This is a genomic window from Bacillus sp. z33, assembly GCF_058313615.1.
The window spans coordinates 517,538-533,852 of the sequence record NZ_JBZFQN010000002.1 but is presented as its reverse complement, the minus strand read 5'-3'; the positions used below and the strand labels follow the sequence as shown (position 1 = coordinate 533,852).

General features: G+C 36.0%; 18 protein-coding genes. 5 read left to right on the top strand and 13 right to left on the bottom strand.

Going from position 1 to position 16,315, the window contains the following annotated elements; genetic code table 11:
• Nucleotides 1-217: 217 nt before the first annotated feature.
• Both cbpB and AC4G3L_RS09625 read right to left on the bottom strand, forming a co-directional pair.
• Complete coding sequence (gene cbpB / locus AC4G3L_RS09630) at nucleotides 218-664, bottom strand: cyclic-di-AMP-binding protein CbpB (RefSeq protein ID WP_491076739.1); 447 nt, start codon at nucleotides 662-664, stop codon at nucleotides 218-220.
• 215 nt (nucleotides 665-879) lie between these two features.
• Complete coding sequence (locus tag AC4G3L_RS09625; RefSeq protein ID WP_491076738.1) at nucleotides 880-1,119, bottom strand: DUF1797 family protein; 240 nt, start codon at nucleotides 1,117-1,119, stop codon at nucleotides 880-882.
• Nucleotides 1,120-1,577: 458 nt separating this feature from the next.
• Here AC4G3L_RS09625 and AC4G3L_RS09620 point away from each other — a divergent pair, with 458 nt between their 5' ends.
• Nucleotides 1,578-1,817, top strand: a complete 240-nt coding sequence (locus tag AC4G3L_RS09620; protein ID WP_491076737.1) for a glutaredoxin family protein — start codon at nucleotides 1,578-1,580, stop codon at nucleotides 1,815-1,817.
• Nucleotides 1,818-1,872: 55 nt separating this feature from the next.
• Here AC4G3L_RS09620 and AC4G3L_RS09615 read toward each other — a convergent pair whose 3' ends face one another.
• From AC4G3L_RS09615 to AC4G3L_RS09605, 3 genes are all read right to left on the bottom strand, one after another.
• The gene (locus tag AC4G3L_RS09615; RefSeq protein WP_491076736.1) at nucleotides 1,873-2,514 is read right to left on the bottom strand and encodes a DUF3993 domain-containing protein; all 642 of its coding nucleotides are present in this window, start codon (nucleotides 2,512-2,514) and stop codon (nucleotides 1,873-1,875) included.
• 486 nt (nucleotides 2,515-3,000) lie between these two features.
• Complete coding sequence (gene fadH, locus AC4G3L_RS09610) at nucleotides 3,001-3,765, bottom strand: 2,4-dienoyl-CoA reductase (RefSeq protein ID WP_491076735.1); 765 nt, start codon at nucleotides 3,763-3,765, stop codon at nucleotides 3,001-3,003.
• A 423-nt stretch (nucleotides 3,766-4,188) separates the two neighbouring features.
• Nucleotides 4,189-4,398, bottom strand: coding sequence for a hypothetical protein (locus AC4G3L_RS09605; protein ID WP_491076734.1), 210 nt, complete (start codon nucleotides 4,396-4,398; stop codon nucleotides 4,189-4,191).
• A 232-nt stretch (nucleotides 4,399-4,630) separates the two neighbouring features.
• Between AC4G3L_RS09605 and AC4G3L_RS09600 the strand changes: the two genes are divergently transcribed.
• Nucleotides 4,631-5,509, top strand: coding sequence for a metallophosphoesterase (locus AC4G3L_RS09600; RefSeq protein WP_491076733.1), 879 nt, complete (start codon nucleotides 4,631-4,633; stop codon nucleotides 5,507-5,509).
• Nucleotides 5,510-5,601: 92 nt separating this feature from the next.
• Here AC4G3L_RS09600 and AC4G3L_RS09595 read toward each other — a convergent pair whose 3' ends face one another.
• The 3 genes from AC4G3L_RS09595 to AC4G3L_RS09585 all read right to left on the bottom strand — a co-directional run bounded on the left by AC4G3L_RS09595 (nucleotide 5,602) and on the right by AC4G3L_RS09585 (nucleotide 8,548).
• A complete protein-coding gene (locus tag AC4G3L_RS09595) occupies nucleotides 5,602-7,713 on the bottom strand; it encodes a sensor domain-containing protein (RefSeq protein ID WP_491076732.1) in 2,112 nt (703 codons plus the stop codon).
• Between the two features lie 95 nt (nucleotides 7,714-7,808).
• Entirely contained in the window at nucleotides 7,809-8,171 is a 363-nt protein-coding gene (locus AC4G3L_RS09590) for a fluoride efflux transporter FluC (protein WP_491076731.1), read from the bottom strand.
• Nucleotides 8,168-8,548 carry a fluoride efflux transporter FluC gene (locus AC4G3L_RS09585; RefSeq protein ID WP_491076730.1) on the bottom strand — a complete coding sequence of 127 codons (381 nt, stop codon included), beginning with the start codon at nucleotides 8,546-8,548 and terminating at the stop codon, nucleotides 8,168-8,170. The genes AC4G3L_RS09590 and AC4G3L_RS09585 overlap by 4 nt, the downstream gene beginning before the upstream one ends.
• A 182-nt stretch (nucleotides 8,549-8,730) precedes the next feature.
• Between AC4G3L_RS09585 and AC4G3L_RS09580 the strand changes: the two genes are divergently transcribed.
• Nucleotides 8,731-9,225, top strand: a complete 495-nt coding sequence (locus AC4G3L_RS09580; RefSeq protein WP_491076729.1) for a YkyB family protein — start codon at nucleotides 8,731-8,733, stop codon at nucleotides 9,223-9,225.
• A 27-nt stretch (nucleotides 9,226-9,252) separates the two neighbouring features.
• Here AC4G3L_RS09580 and AC4G3L_RS09575 read toward each other — a convergent pair whose 3' ends face one another.
• Nucleotides 9,253-10,158 (bottom strand): chemotaxis protein, encoded by a 906-nt coding sequence (locus AC4G3L_RS09575; protein ID WP_491076728.1) that lies wholly within the window; start codon nucleotides 10,156-10,158, stop codon nucleotides 9,253-9,255.
• 249 nt (nucleotides 10,159-10,407) lie between these two features.
• Here AC4G3L_RS09575 and AC4G3L_RS09570 point away from each other — a divergent pair, with 249 nt between their 5' ends.
• Nucleotides 10,408-10,581, top strand: coding sequence for a hypothetical protein (locus AC4G3L_RS09570; RefSeq protein WP_491076727.1), 174 nt, complete (start codon nucleotides 10,408-10,410; stop codon nucleotides 10,579-10,581).
• A 97-nt stretch (nucleotides 10,582-10,678) separates the two neighbouring features.
• Here the strand turns inward: AC4G3L_RS09570 and corA are convergent, their stop codons facing one another.
• Nucleotides 10,679-11,638: a magnesium/cobalt transporter CorA gene (corA, locus tag AC4G3L_RS09565; protein WP_491076726.1), complete on the bottom strand. Its 960-nt coding sequence runs from the start codon at nucleotides 11,636-11,638 to the stop codon at nucleotides 10,679-10,681.
• Nucleotides 11,639-11,800: 162 nt separating this feature from the next.
• Here corA and AC4G3L_RS09560 point away from each other — a divergent pair, with 162 nt between their 5' ends.
• Nucleotides 11,801-12,955 carry an aminotransferase A gene (locus AC4G3L_RS09560; RefSeq protein WP_491076725.1) on the top strand — a complete coding sequence of 385 codons (1,155 nt, stop codon included), beginning with the start codon at nucleotides 11,801-11,803 and terminating at the stop codon, nucleotides 12,953-12,955.
• 53 nt (nucleotides 12,956-13,008) lie between these two features.
• On the opposite strand, the gene AC4G3L_RS09555 is transcribed toward AC4G3L_RS09560, so the two are convergent.
• From AC4G3L_RS09555 to AC4G3L_RS09545, 3 genes are all read right to left on the bottom strand, one after another.
• On the bottom strand, nucleotides 13,009-13,890 hold the full coding sequence (locus tag AC4G3L_RS09555; RefSeq protein ID WP_491076724.1) for an NAD(P)-dependent oxidoreductase: 882 nt from the start codon (nucleotides 13,888-13,890) through the stop codon (nucleotides 13,009-13,011).
• A 159-nt stretch (nucleotides 13,891-14,049) separates the two neighbouring features.
• The gene (gene ptsP / locus AC4G3L_RS09550; protein WP_491076723.1) at nucleotides 14,050-15,771 is read right to left on the bottom strand and encodes a phosphoenolpyruvate--protein phosphotransferase; all 1,722 of its coding nucleotides are present in this window, start codon (nucleotides 15,769-15,771) and stop codon (nucleotides 14,050-14,052) included.
• A complete protein-coding gene (locus AC4G3L_RS09545; protein WP_491076722.1) occupies nucleotides 15,771-16,037 on the bottom strand; it encodes a phosphocarrier protein HPr in 267 nt (88 codons plus the stop codon). Before AC4G3L_RS09545 ends, ptsP begins: the two co-directional genes overlap by 1 nt.
• Nucleotides 16,038-16,315 lie beyond the last annotated feature (278 nt).

The following is a 16,315-nucleotide window of genomic DNA, read 5'->3' as shown; positions in this document are numbered from 1 at the left end:
TTTAACTAATTTCGATCCTTAATAAAGAAAACACCAGTTATTTAACTTCGCAGGAGGACTAAGTCACTGTAATCCATACTACCGCTTTTTCTTTCCTCATTACTTTTTATGTACTTTCTTAAAGGTTTATACAAATTAAAAAACGCCCGGAAAATTTATTCCAGACGTTTTATTAAAATTTACCCTATTTCGTAATCATTGATAGAGATGACTGATTTTAATTATATTTAATGATTTTTAATATACGGTTGGTTTGCTTCATAACTTGCCTTCTGGTCAATATTCCTTCGAACGTTCCTGCCGTACCCACAACACATATAAACGGATGGTCAATAAGTAAGTCCATCGCCTTCTCAATCGAATCATTTTCTTTGAGACTTGGAAGACTTGAATCCATCACTTCGGCAACCTTCATCTCTTCCAGTTTTTCAAATTCAATTCGCTCAAGACCCAATATAGCATCCATAATCTTGGGTGTACTGATCAAGCCATGCAATTTATAATCATGGCCCAGTACCGGTATGGCAGTATATCCACTTCGTGTTAGTACCAGTAAAGCATGTTCCAGATTATTTTCCTGTTGCACATGAGCAACACGTTCAGATGGAATCATTAAATCCTTCACAGTCAGGTCAAATCCATCTAACTTTTGTATATCTAACATGGTTAAGAACCCCTTATATAGTTAATTCCTGTTCATCCACTTTTGATTTGGCTTGGAAGACTCAATTGTTCAAACCGACAGTAAGAAATCCTGCTTCTCGAACATCTGGCTTAATTCAATTAGAGCTTTTCAGAGGTCATTCCTTCTACAATTAGGACAAATGCCATCAGGAAAATGATAACGGATTATAACCAAATCACTTTTAAATTTTCAAATTAGCTATAGATTAACTCGAAAATTTCAATTGCAATCATATCAACATTATCAAATTGATACTTCATAGTCTTTCCTTTGTCCTGGAAAATCTCTAATTCGAATGTTTCAGTTTTATCGAAATAAGATACCTGGCATTTAACCTGGCCTTCAACTTCAAACACACGTTGTGCTGTATCAGATACTTTTCCTTGCTCCTGTAGGTTTTTTAAGCGTGATAGAATTCCTTGTAATCGTGACATATCTAATATATGCTCCTTTCATGACTTACCAACAAATAAATATTGTTGCTTATGGACTGGCCATTAGTAACAGAATAGAGGAATAGGCATTATTTGTATACCCAAATTCATTATAACGTATTTGATGGTTATACCCTTTATTTCATCTCTTTTTTTAGAGACTTCCTCATTTTATCATAAAAACGTTCTAAGAAAAATTCCGGGGTTGTTTTTTTCATTAATAAAAACAATTTTATCCTCTTTACAGCTTTAATTAGTCCTCACCCAATCTATTGGATGGGGGACTTAGCACACTTTTTAATGTACCATACTTTATTATGATAACTTCACTATTGTTTCAAATTACCCTGACTCAGCCAAATGGATAAAATAAAGAAAAAATAAATGAAAATATCCCTCTCAGAAAAGATTGATGTATACTATTAGAAACAAAGATTTTGAAAGAAGGAAAGAGGACTTTGAAATCCGTTATCTTTTTTACACAACCAGGCTGCCCGCCATGTGCTTACGCCAAAAATTATTTTGATGAACACAATATTCCGTATACCTTAAAAGATATACAGAAGGATCCAAAAGCAAAAAAAATATTAATGACAAAATATGATTCCTATTCTACTCCCACTTTTGTGATTGGTGAAGAAGTAATCATTGGATTTGATCAGCAACGAATTATGGAACAGCTAAACCTCTCAAAATAACTCATAGAAAAAGCTAATCCTCTTATATAAAAGGATTAGCTTTTTCTATGCAAATTTATTTCAAACCATCTATTCCAAACCAATGAGACATTTGATTAATAAATCCATAGCTAATATAATCGGTCATTCCTTCTATGAAGGTCTGGCTGTATGGTTCTTCCTCTTCACTCACTTTTTGCACGGTTTCTTTACTGCCGTCAAGTACTTCGGGGTCGAAAGCTATCTGATAATCATTAATTACCCATTTATTATGGTCATATATTAGCCCGATTGCTTCATAATGTCCTTCAGAACTGAGTGGTCCGTCAGTATTTTCCGGAAACCATTCATAAACATACCAGTGATTATTCGTTGAACTATAACCGATTTTAGTATCATCGCTGTATGTAAAAAACGGAATATAATAAAGTGCAATATCCGTACCGTAAGTCTGATAGCCATTGCCATCTCTACTTTCTTGTACATTCGTGTTTATAAAATCCTCAGTGTATTCCTCTGAGAAGGACTCTTTTAATAAATCGCGAATTTCGTCCATCGTTCTTGGTTGGTCAGAAAGAGATACTTGCATTTTAAATGCTTCATTCAATAGATTAAATGTATCCTGTTTATCCAATTTACTGTTAGCATCTACTTTAGCAAGAGGAGAAGCTGCTAGTACAAGTATGACAGTAAACAATGCTGTTAAAAGCTTTCTCATTATGATCCTCCTTTTTATGAATCCACTATCTCAAGGCCTTAATTAGCTTATTCCCCTTTTTACCAGAATAAACACTTTATCCCGAGAAATAAGACAAATAGGAGTTTGTAACGACCTTTCTTATTTCTTGCCAGCACCTAACCCATGGCAAAGATGCCAAAAAGATGTTCTCGTTCACCCTTCCTCCAACTCCCCTTCACCTTTACCTAGCCTTAGGTATGGTATACATGCTTCCTACGGCTTTCTTAAGCCCTTGCCACACCTTTCCCTTGGGACTGGTAACAGCATGGGCTTACGGAACTTAAAAACGTAACATCCATAGTATAATATTGATCAGAAAAAACTACCCGAGTGTCTCTATTAAAAAGAATCCTGGATGCAAAAAAAAGAATCCAATTCGCTATTTGAATTAGATTCTTTTTATCTGTAATATGCTACGTTCATCAACTTGAGCTTAGCATGGTATTTTATAGGTATTTTCTACCTTTAAAAAGGATACTGATTAAGATGAGCACCGCCATCCATAGTTATACAATCACCATTTATGAAATAAGCCCGATCAGATAATAGATACAATGCTAAATCAGCGATTTCCTCCGGTGTTCCCAATCTTCCAAGAGGAACACTATCGATGGTTCTCTGTGCCGCTTCTTCAGATTGGAATAACTTATCAGCCCCACCAGTTCTTTCGATCGGTCCAGGAGCTATCGCATTTACTCTTATACCGTATTTTTTTCCCCATTCCACTGCTAAAGTTCTAGTCATTGTCAGTACACCTGCCTTTGCAGATGCTGAGTGAATGACATATGGACCGGCATCCCACGCATAGGTAGCGACCATATTAATGATAGATCCTTTAATACCATTTTCAATCCAATACTTTCCAACTAAACTACTGCAGTAAAAAGTACCGTTTAAGACGATGTCAATGACAGATTTCCATCCGTTCGGTGATAAATCCTCAGCAGGACAAATAAAATTCCCTGCTGCGTTATTAATCAGATAATCAATGGTACCAAATTTACTAACCGTCTCATCAATTGTTCTCTTAACATCCTCGACATTACGAACATCCATCTGAACGGCCAACGTATTCTCTCGATCAACCGAAAATTCCTTTAATGTGGTTTCCAGTTTCTCTTTATTCCTTCCAGTTATGACTACTTTTGCTCCCTCTTGTGCAAAGCGTTGTGCCATAGCCTTCCCCATCCCACTTGAACCGCCAGTAATAATCACTACTTTCCCCTTCATAACAACCCTCCGCTATAAAAATGAATGAACATTCATTTTTATTATATCATAAAATTCTGTCAATTATAGTTAAAATAAAAACCAAATAATTTAAATGAATACAAATGAGATAAGTTTTAAATGAAGGGATGAGGGGGACAGCACTAAAACCTTCTCATACATGCTATAAAACTACTTGTATGATTAGGTTTTTACTGAAAATATTCATGTTAAGAGATTAACACTGTGTGGTGAGTGCAGAAAATGGTACTAGAGCAACATTACAGCTCACAGTAAATTTTAAAAGCATAGCTAAATTATTGAAAACGTCTTTCATCCTTTATCAAAAGGTCATGTATAGAACCTAAATAAAAACATAAAAAAGAAAAAGGATAGCCAAATAACTATCCTTTTTAACCATATCTTTATCTTATGCTAATACTTTTATGATTGATTAATGAGTTCATTTAGTTTAGAAAGGGTACATATTAAGGTTTCTTTCTTATTGGTTCCCTTGCTGTTTACCTTTAAATCATTAAGCATAACAAATACTCTGCCTGGATCTCCATTTTTATGAAATCCATACATATACACTTTGATCATTCCTATCTTTGAAGGAAGATACATCATTTCGTATGATTTGGCTCTATTCATCTGCAACACCCTCGTCCTCAGAATAAAACTGTCCATTCAGTTAACTCTTATAAATTAAAAATCTAGTCAATCTAAATACCCATCATTCTTTGATTTTACCTTAATTAAAACCGTTATTCTATAGACCAAATAGCACATATATTTGTAATCAAAAATTAATACTCCTACATCTTAACAATCCAGATATTGAATGATAGGATAAAATATAACATTATAAGATAGGAACATTACAATGAAAAAAATAACCAGACGATTCTTCTTTAAGAAATTATTCATCTATGTAGCAGCTATTTTTTGCTCTCTTGTCGCAGGGCGGTTTTATATGAAAGCTATTGAACCATCTAGGATTGATCTAACAAATTTCACCTATTCACATCCACTCATTCCTGAACCATTTCATAATATAAGAATTGTCCAGTTCAGTGATACTCATTTAGGTTTTCAATATAGTCTATCAGATTTAGAGAAAACGGTTGAAACCATTCAATCACTTCAGCCTGATATTATTTGCTTTACAGGCGACTTAATAGATAATCCGAATGATTATCAGGTAACCCCCGAACTCACTACATTATTAAGTAAGCTAGAGGCACCGCTTGGTAAATACAGCGTGTATGGCAATCATGACCATGGTGGTTATGGTACAGAGATGTACAAAGAGATTATGATTAATAGTGGATTTACCCTGCTTGTAAATGAATCAAACATCATTACCCTGAAGGATGGCAGTCAAATCGTAATAAGCGGCGTTGATGATGCAATGCTTGGCAAGCCCAATCTGGATGTAAGTATACCAGAACAATCAGATGAATTATTTACTATACTTATGTCTCACGCTCCTGATTATGCCGATTATACAACCAGTTACCCTGTTCAATTACAATTAAGCGGACATAGTCATGGCGGACAAATTCAATTTCCATTGATAGGCGCTATCGTAACTCCGCCTTTTGCAGAAAAATATAGAGAAGGATCCTATTCAATTGGTCATTTATCCTTGTATGTAAACCGCGGACTCGGGACCACTCGAATTCCCTATCGATTATTTTCACGTCCAGAAATCACGGTTATAGATTTGCAGAATGGTCAAGGAGGCCTGAAGAAGCTATAAAGGCAAACAATAGACTTCTTATATGCACTAAAGTTCGGAGACCTTTTGTTGTCTGTCCTATAGGCATATGGAGGGACTATTGTTTGCCTTTTCTACTTTTTCTTATTCAAAAATTTCTCCTCAGCTTCATTTGCGGGAATTGGTCTTGAAAAATAAAAACCTTGTGCTTTTTCACATTGTATATCTAACAAGAAATCCACCTGTTCCTTTGTCTCAACGCCTTCCGCGATGACTTCGAGGCCTAAACTGTGCCCCAAATGGATAATCGTCCGCGTGATCGCCGCGTCCTTACTGTCAGTCATTAATTCACTTATAAAAGAACGATCTATCTTTAAGGTATTTAGGGGAAACTGTTTCAAATAACTTAAAGATGAATAGCCTGTTCCAAAATCATCCACCGATATACTCAGTCCTAATTTCTTCATTTCTTTTAATGTTTCCTTCGTTTCTTTCGTATCCTGAATCGTTCCTTCGGTAATTTCTATTTCCAATGATGAAGCCTCAATTTCATACTTATCCATATACTGTTGGATTACTTCTACAATATTCGGCTGCTGAAATTGTTTGGGCGATAAATTTATTGCCACTTTCGTAAAATACCCACTTAGGTTCCACTTATTGATTTGCCTGCAGACTTCTTCTAGCACCCACTCGCCAATCGGGATGATTAATCCTGTATCTTCTGCCACAGGGATAAATTCTGCTGGAGAAACATATCCCAACTTGGAATGGTTCCACCTTAATAATGCTTCAAAACTGGTTGTTTCATTTGTAACCAAGTTGATTTGAGGCTGATAATATACGGCCAATTCATTTTTTTCAATGGCTCTTCGTAAACTTGTATCCATTAAAAAAGGATTCGAAAATTGATCGTTGCTCATACGCGCACTGTAAAATAAATAGTGAGCTCTTCCCCTCTTTTTCACTTGGTAAAGGGCATTATCTGCTTTTTGCATTAAAGCTACCGTATCCACCCCATCATAAGGATACATACTGATTCCCAGACTCGCTGTTACATAATATTGCTGCTTATCAATATGAAAAGGCTCTTCGAGAATAGTTATCAATCTATCAATAAATTGGATTGTTCCCTCTCTGGATGTATTCTCCAGCAATATGACAAACTCATCTCCACCCTGCCTGTAAATAGAATGGCAATCCCCCTGAAGAGATAGAAGACGCTGACTGATGACCTTTAAAAGCTGATCTCCAGACTGGTGTCCAAAAGAATCATTCATAAATTTAAAACGATCCAAATCCATATAGATTAAAGAAAATTCACTTTTCAATTTTTTTGCAATATGTATAGCTTCATGTAAATCCTTCATCAAGGCAGAACGATTTAAAAGTCCTGTCAATTGATCGTGCAAGACCATGTATTTAATCTTTTCTGTGTTTCTCCGCTGTTCAGAAAGATCCCGCATAATAAAATAAACACCTTTTATCTCATTATTCACAACGATTGGTACAGATTTCAGCTGTATTTGTATGTAATGGCCTCTTCTATGCAGGAAAAACACATCTGAAGTTTCCATTGAATACCCTTTTAAGGCCCTCTCCAGTAAATTCATAATCCTTCCACAGTCATCCGAATGAATATAGTGAAAGAAAGAGTGATCTTTAAGATGCTTCTCCTGATACCCTGTAATCGACATAGTCGAAGGATTGCAGGTTAGAATATCACCATTACGGTTAAGAGAAACAATCGCATCCATATTATGATCCAGTAACGAACGATAGATTTGTTCACTTTCAATAACCAATCCATTCTCTACTCCATAATGGGCTGACAAGTGTGTAATACCCACTAGATAAGATATGTTCCCTTCAGCATCATAAACAGGGCTTATGGTTGTTTCTCCAAAACATTCATGACCCTCACGATTAAGTAAAACATCCATAAATGACACAGGCTCTTTATCATTCCTGACTTGTTCATAATATCGCTGCAGTAATCCGGCTTTTTCTCCAGGTAAATAATCATACCATGTATTTCCTATGCAATCTTCCGGTATATTCGTCAATTTATAAGCGGATTCATTAATAAAGGCATAGCGAAATGTATTCTCTGCATCAAATTCCATGACAAACACCAACTCTTCAATATGATGAAACAAAATATTGAAGAGTATATTTTGACTTTTTATATCATTTATCTGTTTATATCCATTATATTTTTTTATGTTATTCTTTAACGTTGTCATAGACATGGCACCTTACAGTTCATTTATTTAGAAATAAATTACATTTCTTTCAATTATTTTATAATATATTGTCGAATATTCATAGTTACTATCGATTAATAAACGAAATTATTAATCAGATGATACCAAACCATACAACAAATAATGGAACCTACCAACGTAAAACATGTATAAATCCATAACAAACGATAATCCTTACTAACCATTAATTCCAAAGCTTCAACTGCAAAGGTAGAGAATGTAGTGAACGCACCCATAGCTCCGATAACAGTAAACATATGGAATCCAGTTCCCTTTTCAATACCAATCCCAGCTAAAATACCAATTAAACTCGAACCGATTAAATTAATCATGAGGGTAGCCACAGGAAATGTACGATTATACTTACTGAACCAGTCTGACATTAAATATCTCAAACAAGTTCCCAAAAAACCACCTATTAATACAAGTAGAATCAAGCCACTCTCCTCCCAAAACTCGAAACAGTTATAAATCCTAACCAAGCCATTCCAAGTCCCACCGCCATACTTACTACTAGATAAATAAAACCAAAAAAAGGATTAAGGGTAATCAAATTAGTTACTTCTAAAGCAAAAGTACTCATTGTCGTAAAACCACCACAAAGTCCAGTTCCAAAAAATAGTTTTAACCTCTCATTTTTTTTATTTTTAAACAAAGTATAAGTTAAGCAGGCCAAAACAAAACTTCCAATACCGTTGACCAATAAGGTGGAAAGCGGGATAGCGTTGTCTGGAGAAGGGAGCCACCGTCCTACCTCATATCGCACTAAAGCACCTAGTGCGCCTCCAGAGCCCGTAATGAATAGCCTATGCACAAAAGATTCCTCCCTTCCTTCAATCTTTACTTACCAAATATTAACCATACTCTTAGATCATGTAATCATTCATATATAGGTACAAGAAATGTTTTCTCTTTTATCCCATAGCCGAACACGTTATAATCAAATATAGGCTTATACATTATATGAAGAAATATTCTTAGAAGAAAGGGAAACTTATGAACCAAAATAATGGGAAACATCCCAATCCCGCCTGCTTTACTGCTGATGATTTGGGGGAAGCCATCTATTCTGTGAACAGGCATGCGAAAACTGCACCAGACCCTAAATTCTTATACAAACTAAAGAAAAAAACCATTATTAAAATGCTTGAAGAAGGAAAAGCAAAAAAAATAGGTCTGCAGTATTCGGACCACCCTCACTTAAGCTTCCAACAATCAGATGTACTTATACAATGTGGAAGATACACATTCCATATCCCACCCTCAAAAGATGATTTTCAAACATTAACACATCTTGGCCATTTATCAAAAGAAGTGAGAAATCCATCTTCACGATTATCCTTATCTAAAGCAAAAAAATTATTGATGTCTTATACCGGCTGCAAGGAACATCCCAATGAAGATCAACATAAAGAGAAAAGCAAGAAATATTACAAACCTACTTTTACTCGCCTTGGCGAATCCTATCCATATCAAAGTTGGAAAAAATAAAGCTGCTGAACCTTTCGTTCAACAGCTTTATTTTTGTAAAAAGCGGTCTATTTGTTTAACCAGTTCAGCTATTTCAGGTTTACTGATTTGTGCATCGGCTCCTACCAGCTCTCCCTTATGCTTTAAATCATTTGTTATCAATGATGAAAAGATAATGACAGGCAAGTAAGATAAGGCTGAATTTTCTTTTATTCTTTTTGTAAAATGATGCCCGTCCATTTGTGGCATTTCAATATCTGTTATGACCAACTGTATATCCTCTTGTAAGGTACCTGCTTGTGCCTTACTTTCCAAAAAGGCTAGCGCATCCTGACCATTTTCAAAGAAATCTAGTTGTTCATAACCTGCTTCTTTTAGTGTCTCCTGTAATAGCTTCCGCAATAACGGGGAATCTTCAGCAATTAACAAGCGTTTTTCTGATCTTTCTCTAATCCCTAATTTTTGAATCTGAGCAACCGTTATCCCTGAGTCCGGGTTAATTTCCAGAATGATTTTTTCATAGTCAAGCAATAATAACATATCATTATTCATTTTTATTACACCAGTGATTTGACTATCCACCCCTTGATACATTTCCGATGGTTTTTCAATTTGATTCCATGAAATCCTATGGATTTGCGTAACAGTATGTACATGAAAAATCACTTTTATTTTATTAAACTCAGTTACAATAAATTTATCTTTTTCAGGTTGCATAGATACCGGAAGATTCAGTGACTTCGCAATATCCACTACTGGTAGAATCTCTCCACGCAGTTCAATGATCCCTTCCACATAATTATGGGTCTGTGGAACCCCGGTTATAGGTACAGGATTAATAATCTCCTTAACCTTTATAACATTAATACCAAATTTATGATCCCCGATACCGAATTCAACAATTTCTAACTCATTCGTACCACTCTCGAGCAGGATCCCCTTCTGTTCATTCACTTTAATCAGCGCCCTTCCATTTTCCTTATGCTTTACTTCCCTTATAATAAAAACAATTTTTGATATTGCCCTTTCTATTTATTATCGGATTAAATTAAACTCTTTACATTCAAAAATAAAATTTATTCCATAATCATGTATATTATGTGGAGCTTTACTCAAAGGTATAGACGGTTGTCCAGGAACGGATTATCATACGGTTAAAGCATAAAGATCAATCTTATATGCTAAGAAAGAAGGTCTCCGATTATGAAAGGTACTGCCATTTTATATGAAGAAAGCCATGTAGTTGCTTGTGTAGAGGATATTAGATTCACTGATGCAGAGAAATATATGAATATACACATTGAAGAATCTCATGATGTTAAACCCCAACTTACGATTTGGCATCCCGAAGAAATAGATTGGGAATACGGTTATTAATAAAAAAGGCCCACTGTTGAATATATTCCCCTCTAAGCTTATTCTTTAATCCGCCTACCCTTAGAGGAGCATATCATTCTGCGGAGGCCTTCCTTTTTTATAATTTTTTTTGATAGGTTCGTCGGAATAACCATCCTTTTAACATAAATAAAATCATCATGATTACCGATATAATCACCATGAACGAAATGACATACCAATAACCATTTTTTAAAGCTAAACCTGGCATTTTAGAAAAATTCATTCCATATAGTCCTGCTATAAATGTTAAAGGCATGAAAATAGTCGTAATAATTGTTAAAGTCATCATCGTTTCATTCATTTTGTTTGAACTGACGGCCATATAACTATCTCTCAAATCCGTAGAGAATTCTTTATATCCATCAACTAGTTCTTTTAATTTCAACAGATGGTCATAGACATCGTTCAGGTAATGATGATGTTCAGAAAGAGCACTTATTCTTTCAGAATGAATAATGCTGTACATTAAATCATTCATTGGCAATATAATTCTTCTTAATTTTGATATCATCGTTCGAATCTCATACAGTTGATTCATTGGATCATTTTTGAAAGAATATTGCAGATGATCCTCCAAAAAATTCAACTGTTCCTCTATTTGATATGCTCTCGGGAAATAAGCATCTACCACTGCATCCAGGATTTTATGAAGGATATGGATAGGCGTATCCATTTTGTCGGCTGATCCCCATACTTCCTCCATTTCTTGAATTGGATTTGAATGGACCGTCACTATAACTTTTTCATCCACATAAATATCTATTTCATTTCTTTCCAGTTTTCCATCTAACGAATAGATAACAAAAAACATATACGATTGGTAAAAATCAACTTTAGGTCTCTGATTGATTTGGTCAAGGCAATCCTCAACCGTCAGAGGGTGAAATTTAAACAGTTTTCGAAGAAGTTTATCTGCCTCTGATTCTGTTGGTGCAACCATATCGATCCACACCAGGTTAAAGTCCTTCTTTTGATATTCTTCTAATGTTATTGGCTTCATACACCCGTTTTGTTCCTTAGCAAGTAGCTGGTACATATTTTCCCCCCAATAAAACTAAACATAGTACCCATAGTATTCCCAAATACATATAAGCATCATTCAGAATCTTCTTTGAATCGTTAAACTCAGGATAGTGTACACATTCTTAAAGCAACATTATAATAAGAAAAGAAATGTTTTTAGGAGGTATGATTTGGAATGGAACACTTAATAAATCCTCATGTAAAAGGAATTGAAATCTCCGGTATTAGAAAGTTTTATAATATGGTATCCGAGATTGATGATGTACTGTCATTCACACTGGGTTTACCCGATTTTCCAACACCCTTACATATAAAAGACAAAGCAATGGACGCCATTCAAAGTGATTGTACCACCTACACCCATAATGCCGGTCTACTGGAACTCCGGCAAGAAGTAGCAAAATTTATGCACACCCATTATTCACTTGACTATGATCCTGTTGAAGAAATTCTCATCACCGTAGGGGCAAGCCAGGCGATTGACATTGCCTTTCGAACTATTTTATCACCTGGAGACGAAGTCATTTTACCCGGACCTGTATATCCCGGTTACGAACCCTTAATTCAGTTAGCAGGGGGGAGTGCAGTCCATGTGGACACAAGAAATACCGCTTTTAAAATAACCCCGAAATTAATCGAGGCCAACCTAACTGAAAAAACAAAATGTATTGTTCTCCCTTATCCATCCAATCCTACCGGTGTTTCATTGATGAGAGAAGAACTGGAAGAAATCGCAGACCTTGTTAGAGGGAAAGAAGTGTTCATCCTTGCTGATGAAATCTACAGTGAATTAACCTTGGACAGAAATCATACGTCGATAGGATCTATTATAAAAGACCAAACGATTACCATAAATGGGGTCTCAAAATCACATTCAATGACCGGATGGCGAATCGGTTTCCTGATGGCACCAAAATCCATTGTTAAACATATGATAAAGGTTCATCAATATAACGTATCCTGTGCCACGTCAATCTCACAAATGGCTGCTCTGGAGGCCTTGAAAAATGGTGAACATGATTCAGCCACAATGAGAGAGGAATATACAAAACGGCGCGATTATGTTTATAGAAGACTTACTGCGATGAAACTGCAGACTGTGCTTCCTGATGGAGCTTTTTACTTTTTCATTAAAATACCGAATGGCTTTAAAAATTCTTTGGATTTTGCCTTAAAGCTTGTTCAGACTGAAAAAATAGCTGTTGTGCCTGGTTCTGCTTTTTCGGAGTTTGGTGAAGGATATTTTCGTTTATCCTATGCCGTTTCCATGGAACAACTTGTAGAAGGATTAAACAGACTTGAACATTTTCTGAATCAACAGACAAAATAAAAGGAAGCATTTCGTTCAGGCATAGTGCCTATTCACGAAATGCTTTCTTTTATTTAAAAATTGGTTGGTCCAGCATAATATTTATATAAAGCCTGGGTACCGCAATCCTCTTTTCCCATATCCGATAATTTTTCATACATGGATTTGGCAAGAGACAATCCGGGAAAGTCCAGCCCCAATCGCTCTGTCTCTTCTAACGCAATCTTTAGGTCTTTAATAAAATGCTTGATATAAAACCCTGGTTCAAAATCACCTTTTAGTATTCTCGGTGCTAAATTAGTTAAGGAAAAACTTCCTGCCGCACCGGTTGAAATGCTTTTTAACACGGTTTCAGGATTTAAACCTGATTTTTCCGCATACACAATGGCTTCACATACACCAATCATATTAGTAGCGATGGCTATTTGATTACATAGTTTCGTATGTTGCCCCGATCCTGCATCTCCCTGATAAATAATATTTGTCCCCATTGCTTCAAATACTGGCAGCATAGTATCAAAATCCGCTTGATCGCCGCCAACCATAATAGCAAGATTAGCATTTTTAGCACCAATATCACCACCAGACACTGGCGCATCAAGTACATGTAATCCTACTTCTTTACCGGCAGCATATATTTTTTTTGCCAGTGTCGGAGCAGATGTTGTCATATCAATCAAATAAGAGCCTGCTTTAGCATAGTTCAATAAACCTTCCGACCCCAAATAAATTTCTTCAACATCTGATGGATAACCTACCATCGTTATCAGGACGTTCGTATTCTCAGCAATTGCTCGGGGAGTTCCCTGCCATTCTGCCCCTTCGGAAAGTATATCTTCACATTTGGATTTTGTTCTGGAATAAATACTGACAGGATAACCCGCCTTCATAAGGTTTCTTGCCATACTTTTACCCATGACACCAATTCCGATGAAACCAATATGTAAATTTTGCATACTATTCCCTCCTATACCTCTATAATAACAAAAAAAATCAACTGGTAAACCAGTTGATTAAGAAAGGGGGGTCACTAAAAGCATGTTGCTGTTTTGTGTCCATCTTTAATTTACCCCTGCATACAATTAAATAAACACGTCTCTTTATAAATTACTAAATTATTTCTTAGCAGTTGCTTCTTTAACCATTTCAACAACATCTGCTGCTGTTTGCATTTGAATAGCCTTTTCAGCCAACTCCTGCATTTCAGTTCGAGAAAGTGTTTTAATTTGGGAACGTGCACGCAATACAGATGTTGCGCTCATTGAAAACTCATCCAACCCTAAACCAACAAGCAACGGAATAGCCAGTTCATCCCCAGCCATTTCTCCACACATTCCAGCCCATTTGCCTTCTTTGTGAGCTGCGTCGATAACCATTTTCACCAAACGTAAAATGGCAGGATTATATGGTTGATACAAGTAAGATACACGTTCGTTCATTCGATCTGCAGCCATTGTATATTGAATCAAGTCATTCGTTCCAATACTGAAGAAATCTACTTCTTTAGCAAATAAATCTGCGATAACTGCAGTAGAAGGAATCTCAACCATAATTCCTAATTGAATGGAATCTGATACTTCAATGCCTTCCTGTATCAATTTAGCTTTCTCTTCTTCAAGTACTTTTTTAGCAGAACGGAATTCATCCAATGTAGCAATCATCGGGAACATAATTCGTAAATTTCCATATACACTTGCACGTAGAAGTGCTCTTAGCTGAGTTCTGAAAATGGATAACTCCTCAAGGCATAAACGAATGGCACGGAACCCAAGGAATGGATTCATTTCCTTTGGCAGGTCAAGATATGGAAGCTCTTTGTCTCCACCGATGTCCAATGTACGAACGACGACCGGCTTACCGTCCATGCCTTCTAGTACGGCTTTATAAGATTCATACTGTTCTTCTTCACTAGGAAGATTATCTCTGCCCATATACAGGAATTCAGTTCTGTATAATCCAACAGCCTCAGCACCATTTGCTTTTACTCCTTCAAGGTCTTTAGGAGTACCAATATTAGCTGCCAATTCAACATGATGGCCATCTTCAGTTACTGTTTTTTCATTAACAAGCTTTGCCCATTCAAGCTTTTGCTTAGCATACTCATCAGCCGCTTTTTTATATTCTTCGATTAATTCAGGTGTCGGATTAATGTGCACTTCACCTTTAAGCCCATCAAGTATGATCATATCGCCATTTTGAATCGTTTCAGTTGCTTGTTTAGTTCCTACAACGGCCGGTATTTCAAGTGAGCGAGCCATAATTGCGGAGTGTGAAGTACGTCCACCAATATCTGTTGTGAAACCTTTAACGAATTCTCTGTTTAATTGAGCGGTATCTGAAGGCGTTAAATCTTCAGAAACGACAATCACTTCTTCAGCAATCATGCTTGGATTTGGAATTTGCACACCCAGCAAATGACTGATTACCCGTTTTGTCACATCGCGAATATCTGCTGCTCTTTCTTTCATATATTCGTTGTCCATTTGTTCAAACATGGTAATGAACATATCAGCAATTTCACGCATGGCAAATTCAGAATTGATACTTTCAGACTTAACTTTATCCTGTACAGCACCAAGCAGCTCAGGGTCATTCAAAACAAGGATATGAGCATCAAAAATGGCTGCTTTATCTTCACCTTGTTCTGTTTTAACCTTCTCACGGATTGTTTCCAATTCGGTCTGGGCTTTCTTTACAGACTCCTCGAGGCGTGTTAATTCTGTGTCAATGTCAGAAATAGTGCTCTTTGTTACAGTTAAATCTGGCTCCATTAAACGATAAGCTTTTGCTATGACGATTCCATTAGATGCCGCTATCCCGTTTAACATAGTTGTCATTAGTTAGCCAATCCTTCTTTTGTAAGTGTTTCTTCGATCGCATTTAATGCGTCTTGTTCGTCACTTCCTTCAGCAATAATCGTGATATCAGATCCACTGCCGATTCCAAGAGACATAACACCCATGATTGATTTAAGATTTACTTTCTTTTCTTTATATTCTAAGTTGATATCTGAATTGAATTTACCTGCTGCTTGTACTAGCAAAGTTGCCGGACGAGCATGAATTCCTGTTTCTGCAGTTACATGAAAAGTTTTTTGTACCAAAGTAATCGAACTCCTTTATTAATAGTTATTGTTGTGTTTTGGCCATAATTAATTCTAGCTGCTTACATCTTTATGATTTTACCCAGTTTCAACCGGTCCTATGTATAAAATGATGTACAGTTGAATTATGTACCTTTCCTCACAATATAGGCTATACCCTATAAGAAGAATGTACAGAAAAAATCTAAATTTTTCAACTGCTTTTACATATTTAGAACCATAAATTAATCTAAACTATAATAATGAATGAAACATAAATGGTTCACAACTATATATAT

Coding starts and splice junctions, on each gene's coding strand:
- cbpB (WP_491076739.1), bottom strand. CDS start 664: ATGTTAGATATACAAAAGTTAGATGGATTTGACCTGACTGTGAAGGAT.
- AC4G3L_RS09625 (WP_491076738.1), bottom strand. CDS start 1,119: ATGTCACGATTACAAGGAATTCTATCACGCTTAAAAAACCTACAGGAG.
- AC4G3L_RS09615 (WP_491076736.1), bottom strand. CDS start 2,514: ATGAGAAAGCTTTTAACAGCATTGTTTACTGTCATACTTGTACTAGCA.
- fadH (WP_491076735.1), bottom strand. CDS start 3,765: ATGAAGGGGAAAGTAGTGATTATTACTGGCGGTTCAAGTGGGATGGGG.
- AC4G3L_RS09605 (WP_491076734.1), bottom strand. CDS start 4,398: ATGAATAGAGCCAAATCATACGAAATGATGTATCTTCCTTCAAAGATA.
- AC4G3L_RS09600 (WP_491076733.1), top strand. CDS start 4,631: ATGAAAAAAATAACCAGACGATTCTTCTTTAAGAAATTATTCATCTAT.
- AC4G3L_RS09595 (WP_491076732.1), bottom strand. CDS start 7,713: ATGACAACGTTAAAGAATAACATAAAAAAATATAATGGATATAAACAG.
- AC4G3L_RS09580 (WP_491076729.1), top strand. CDS start 8,731: ATGAACCAAAATAATGGGAAACATCCCAATCCCGCCTGCTTTACTGCT.
- AC4G3L_RS09570 (WP_491076727.1), top strand. CDS start 10,408: ATGAAAGGTACTGCCATTTTATATGAAGAAAGCCATGTAGTTGCTTGT.
- corA (WP_491076726.1), bottom strand. CDS start 11,638: ATGTACCAGCTACTTGCTAAGGAACAAAACGGGTGTATGAAGCCAATA.
- AC4G3L_RS09560 (WP_491076725.1), top strand. CDS start 11,801: ATGGAACACTTAATAAATCCTCATGTAAAAGGAATTGAAATCTCCGGT.
- AC4G3L_RS09555 (WP_491076724.1), bottom strand. CDS start 13,890: ATGCAAAATTTACATATTGGTTTCATCGGAATTGGTGTCATGGGTAAA.
- ptsP (WP_491076723.1), bottom strand. CDS start 15,771: ATGACAACTATGTTAAACGGGATAGCGGCATCTAATGGAATCGTCATA.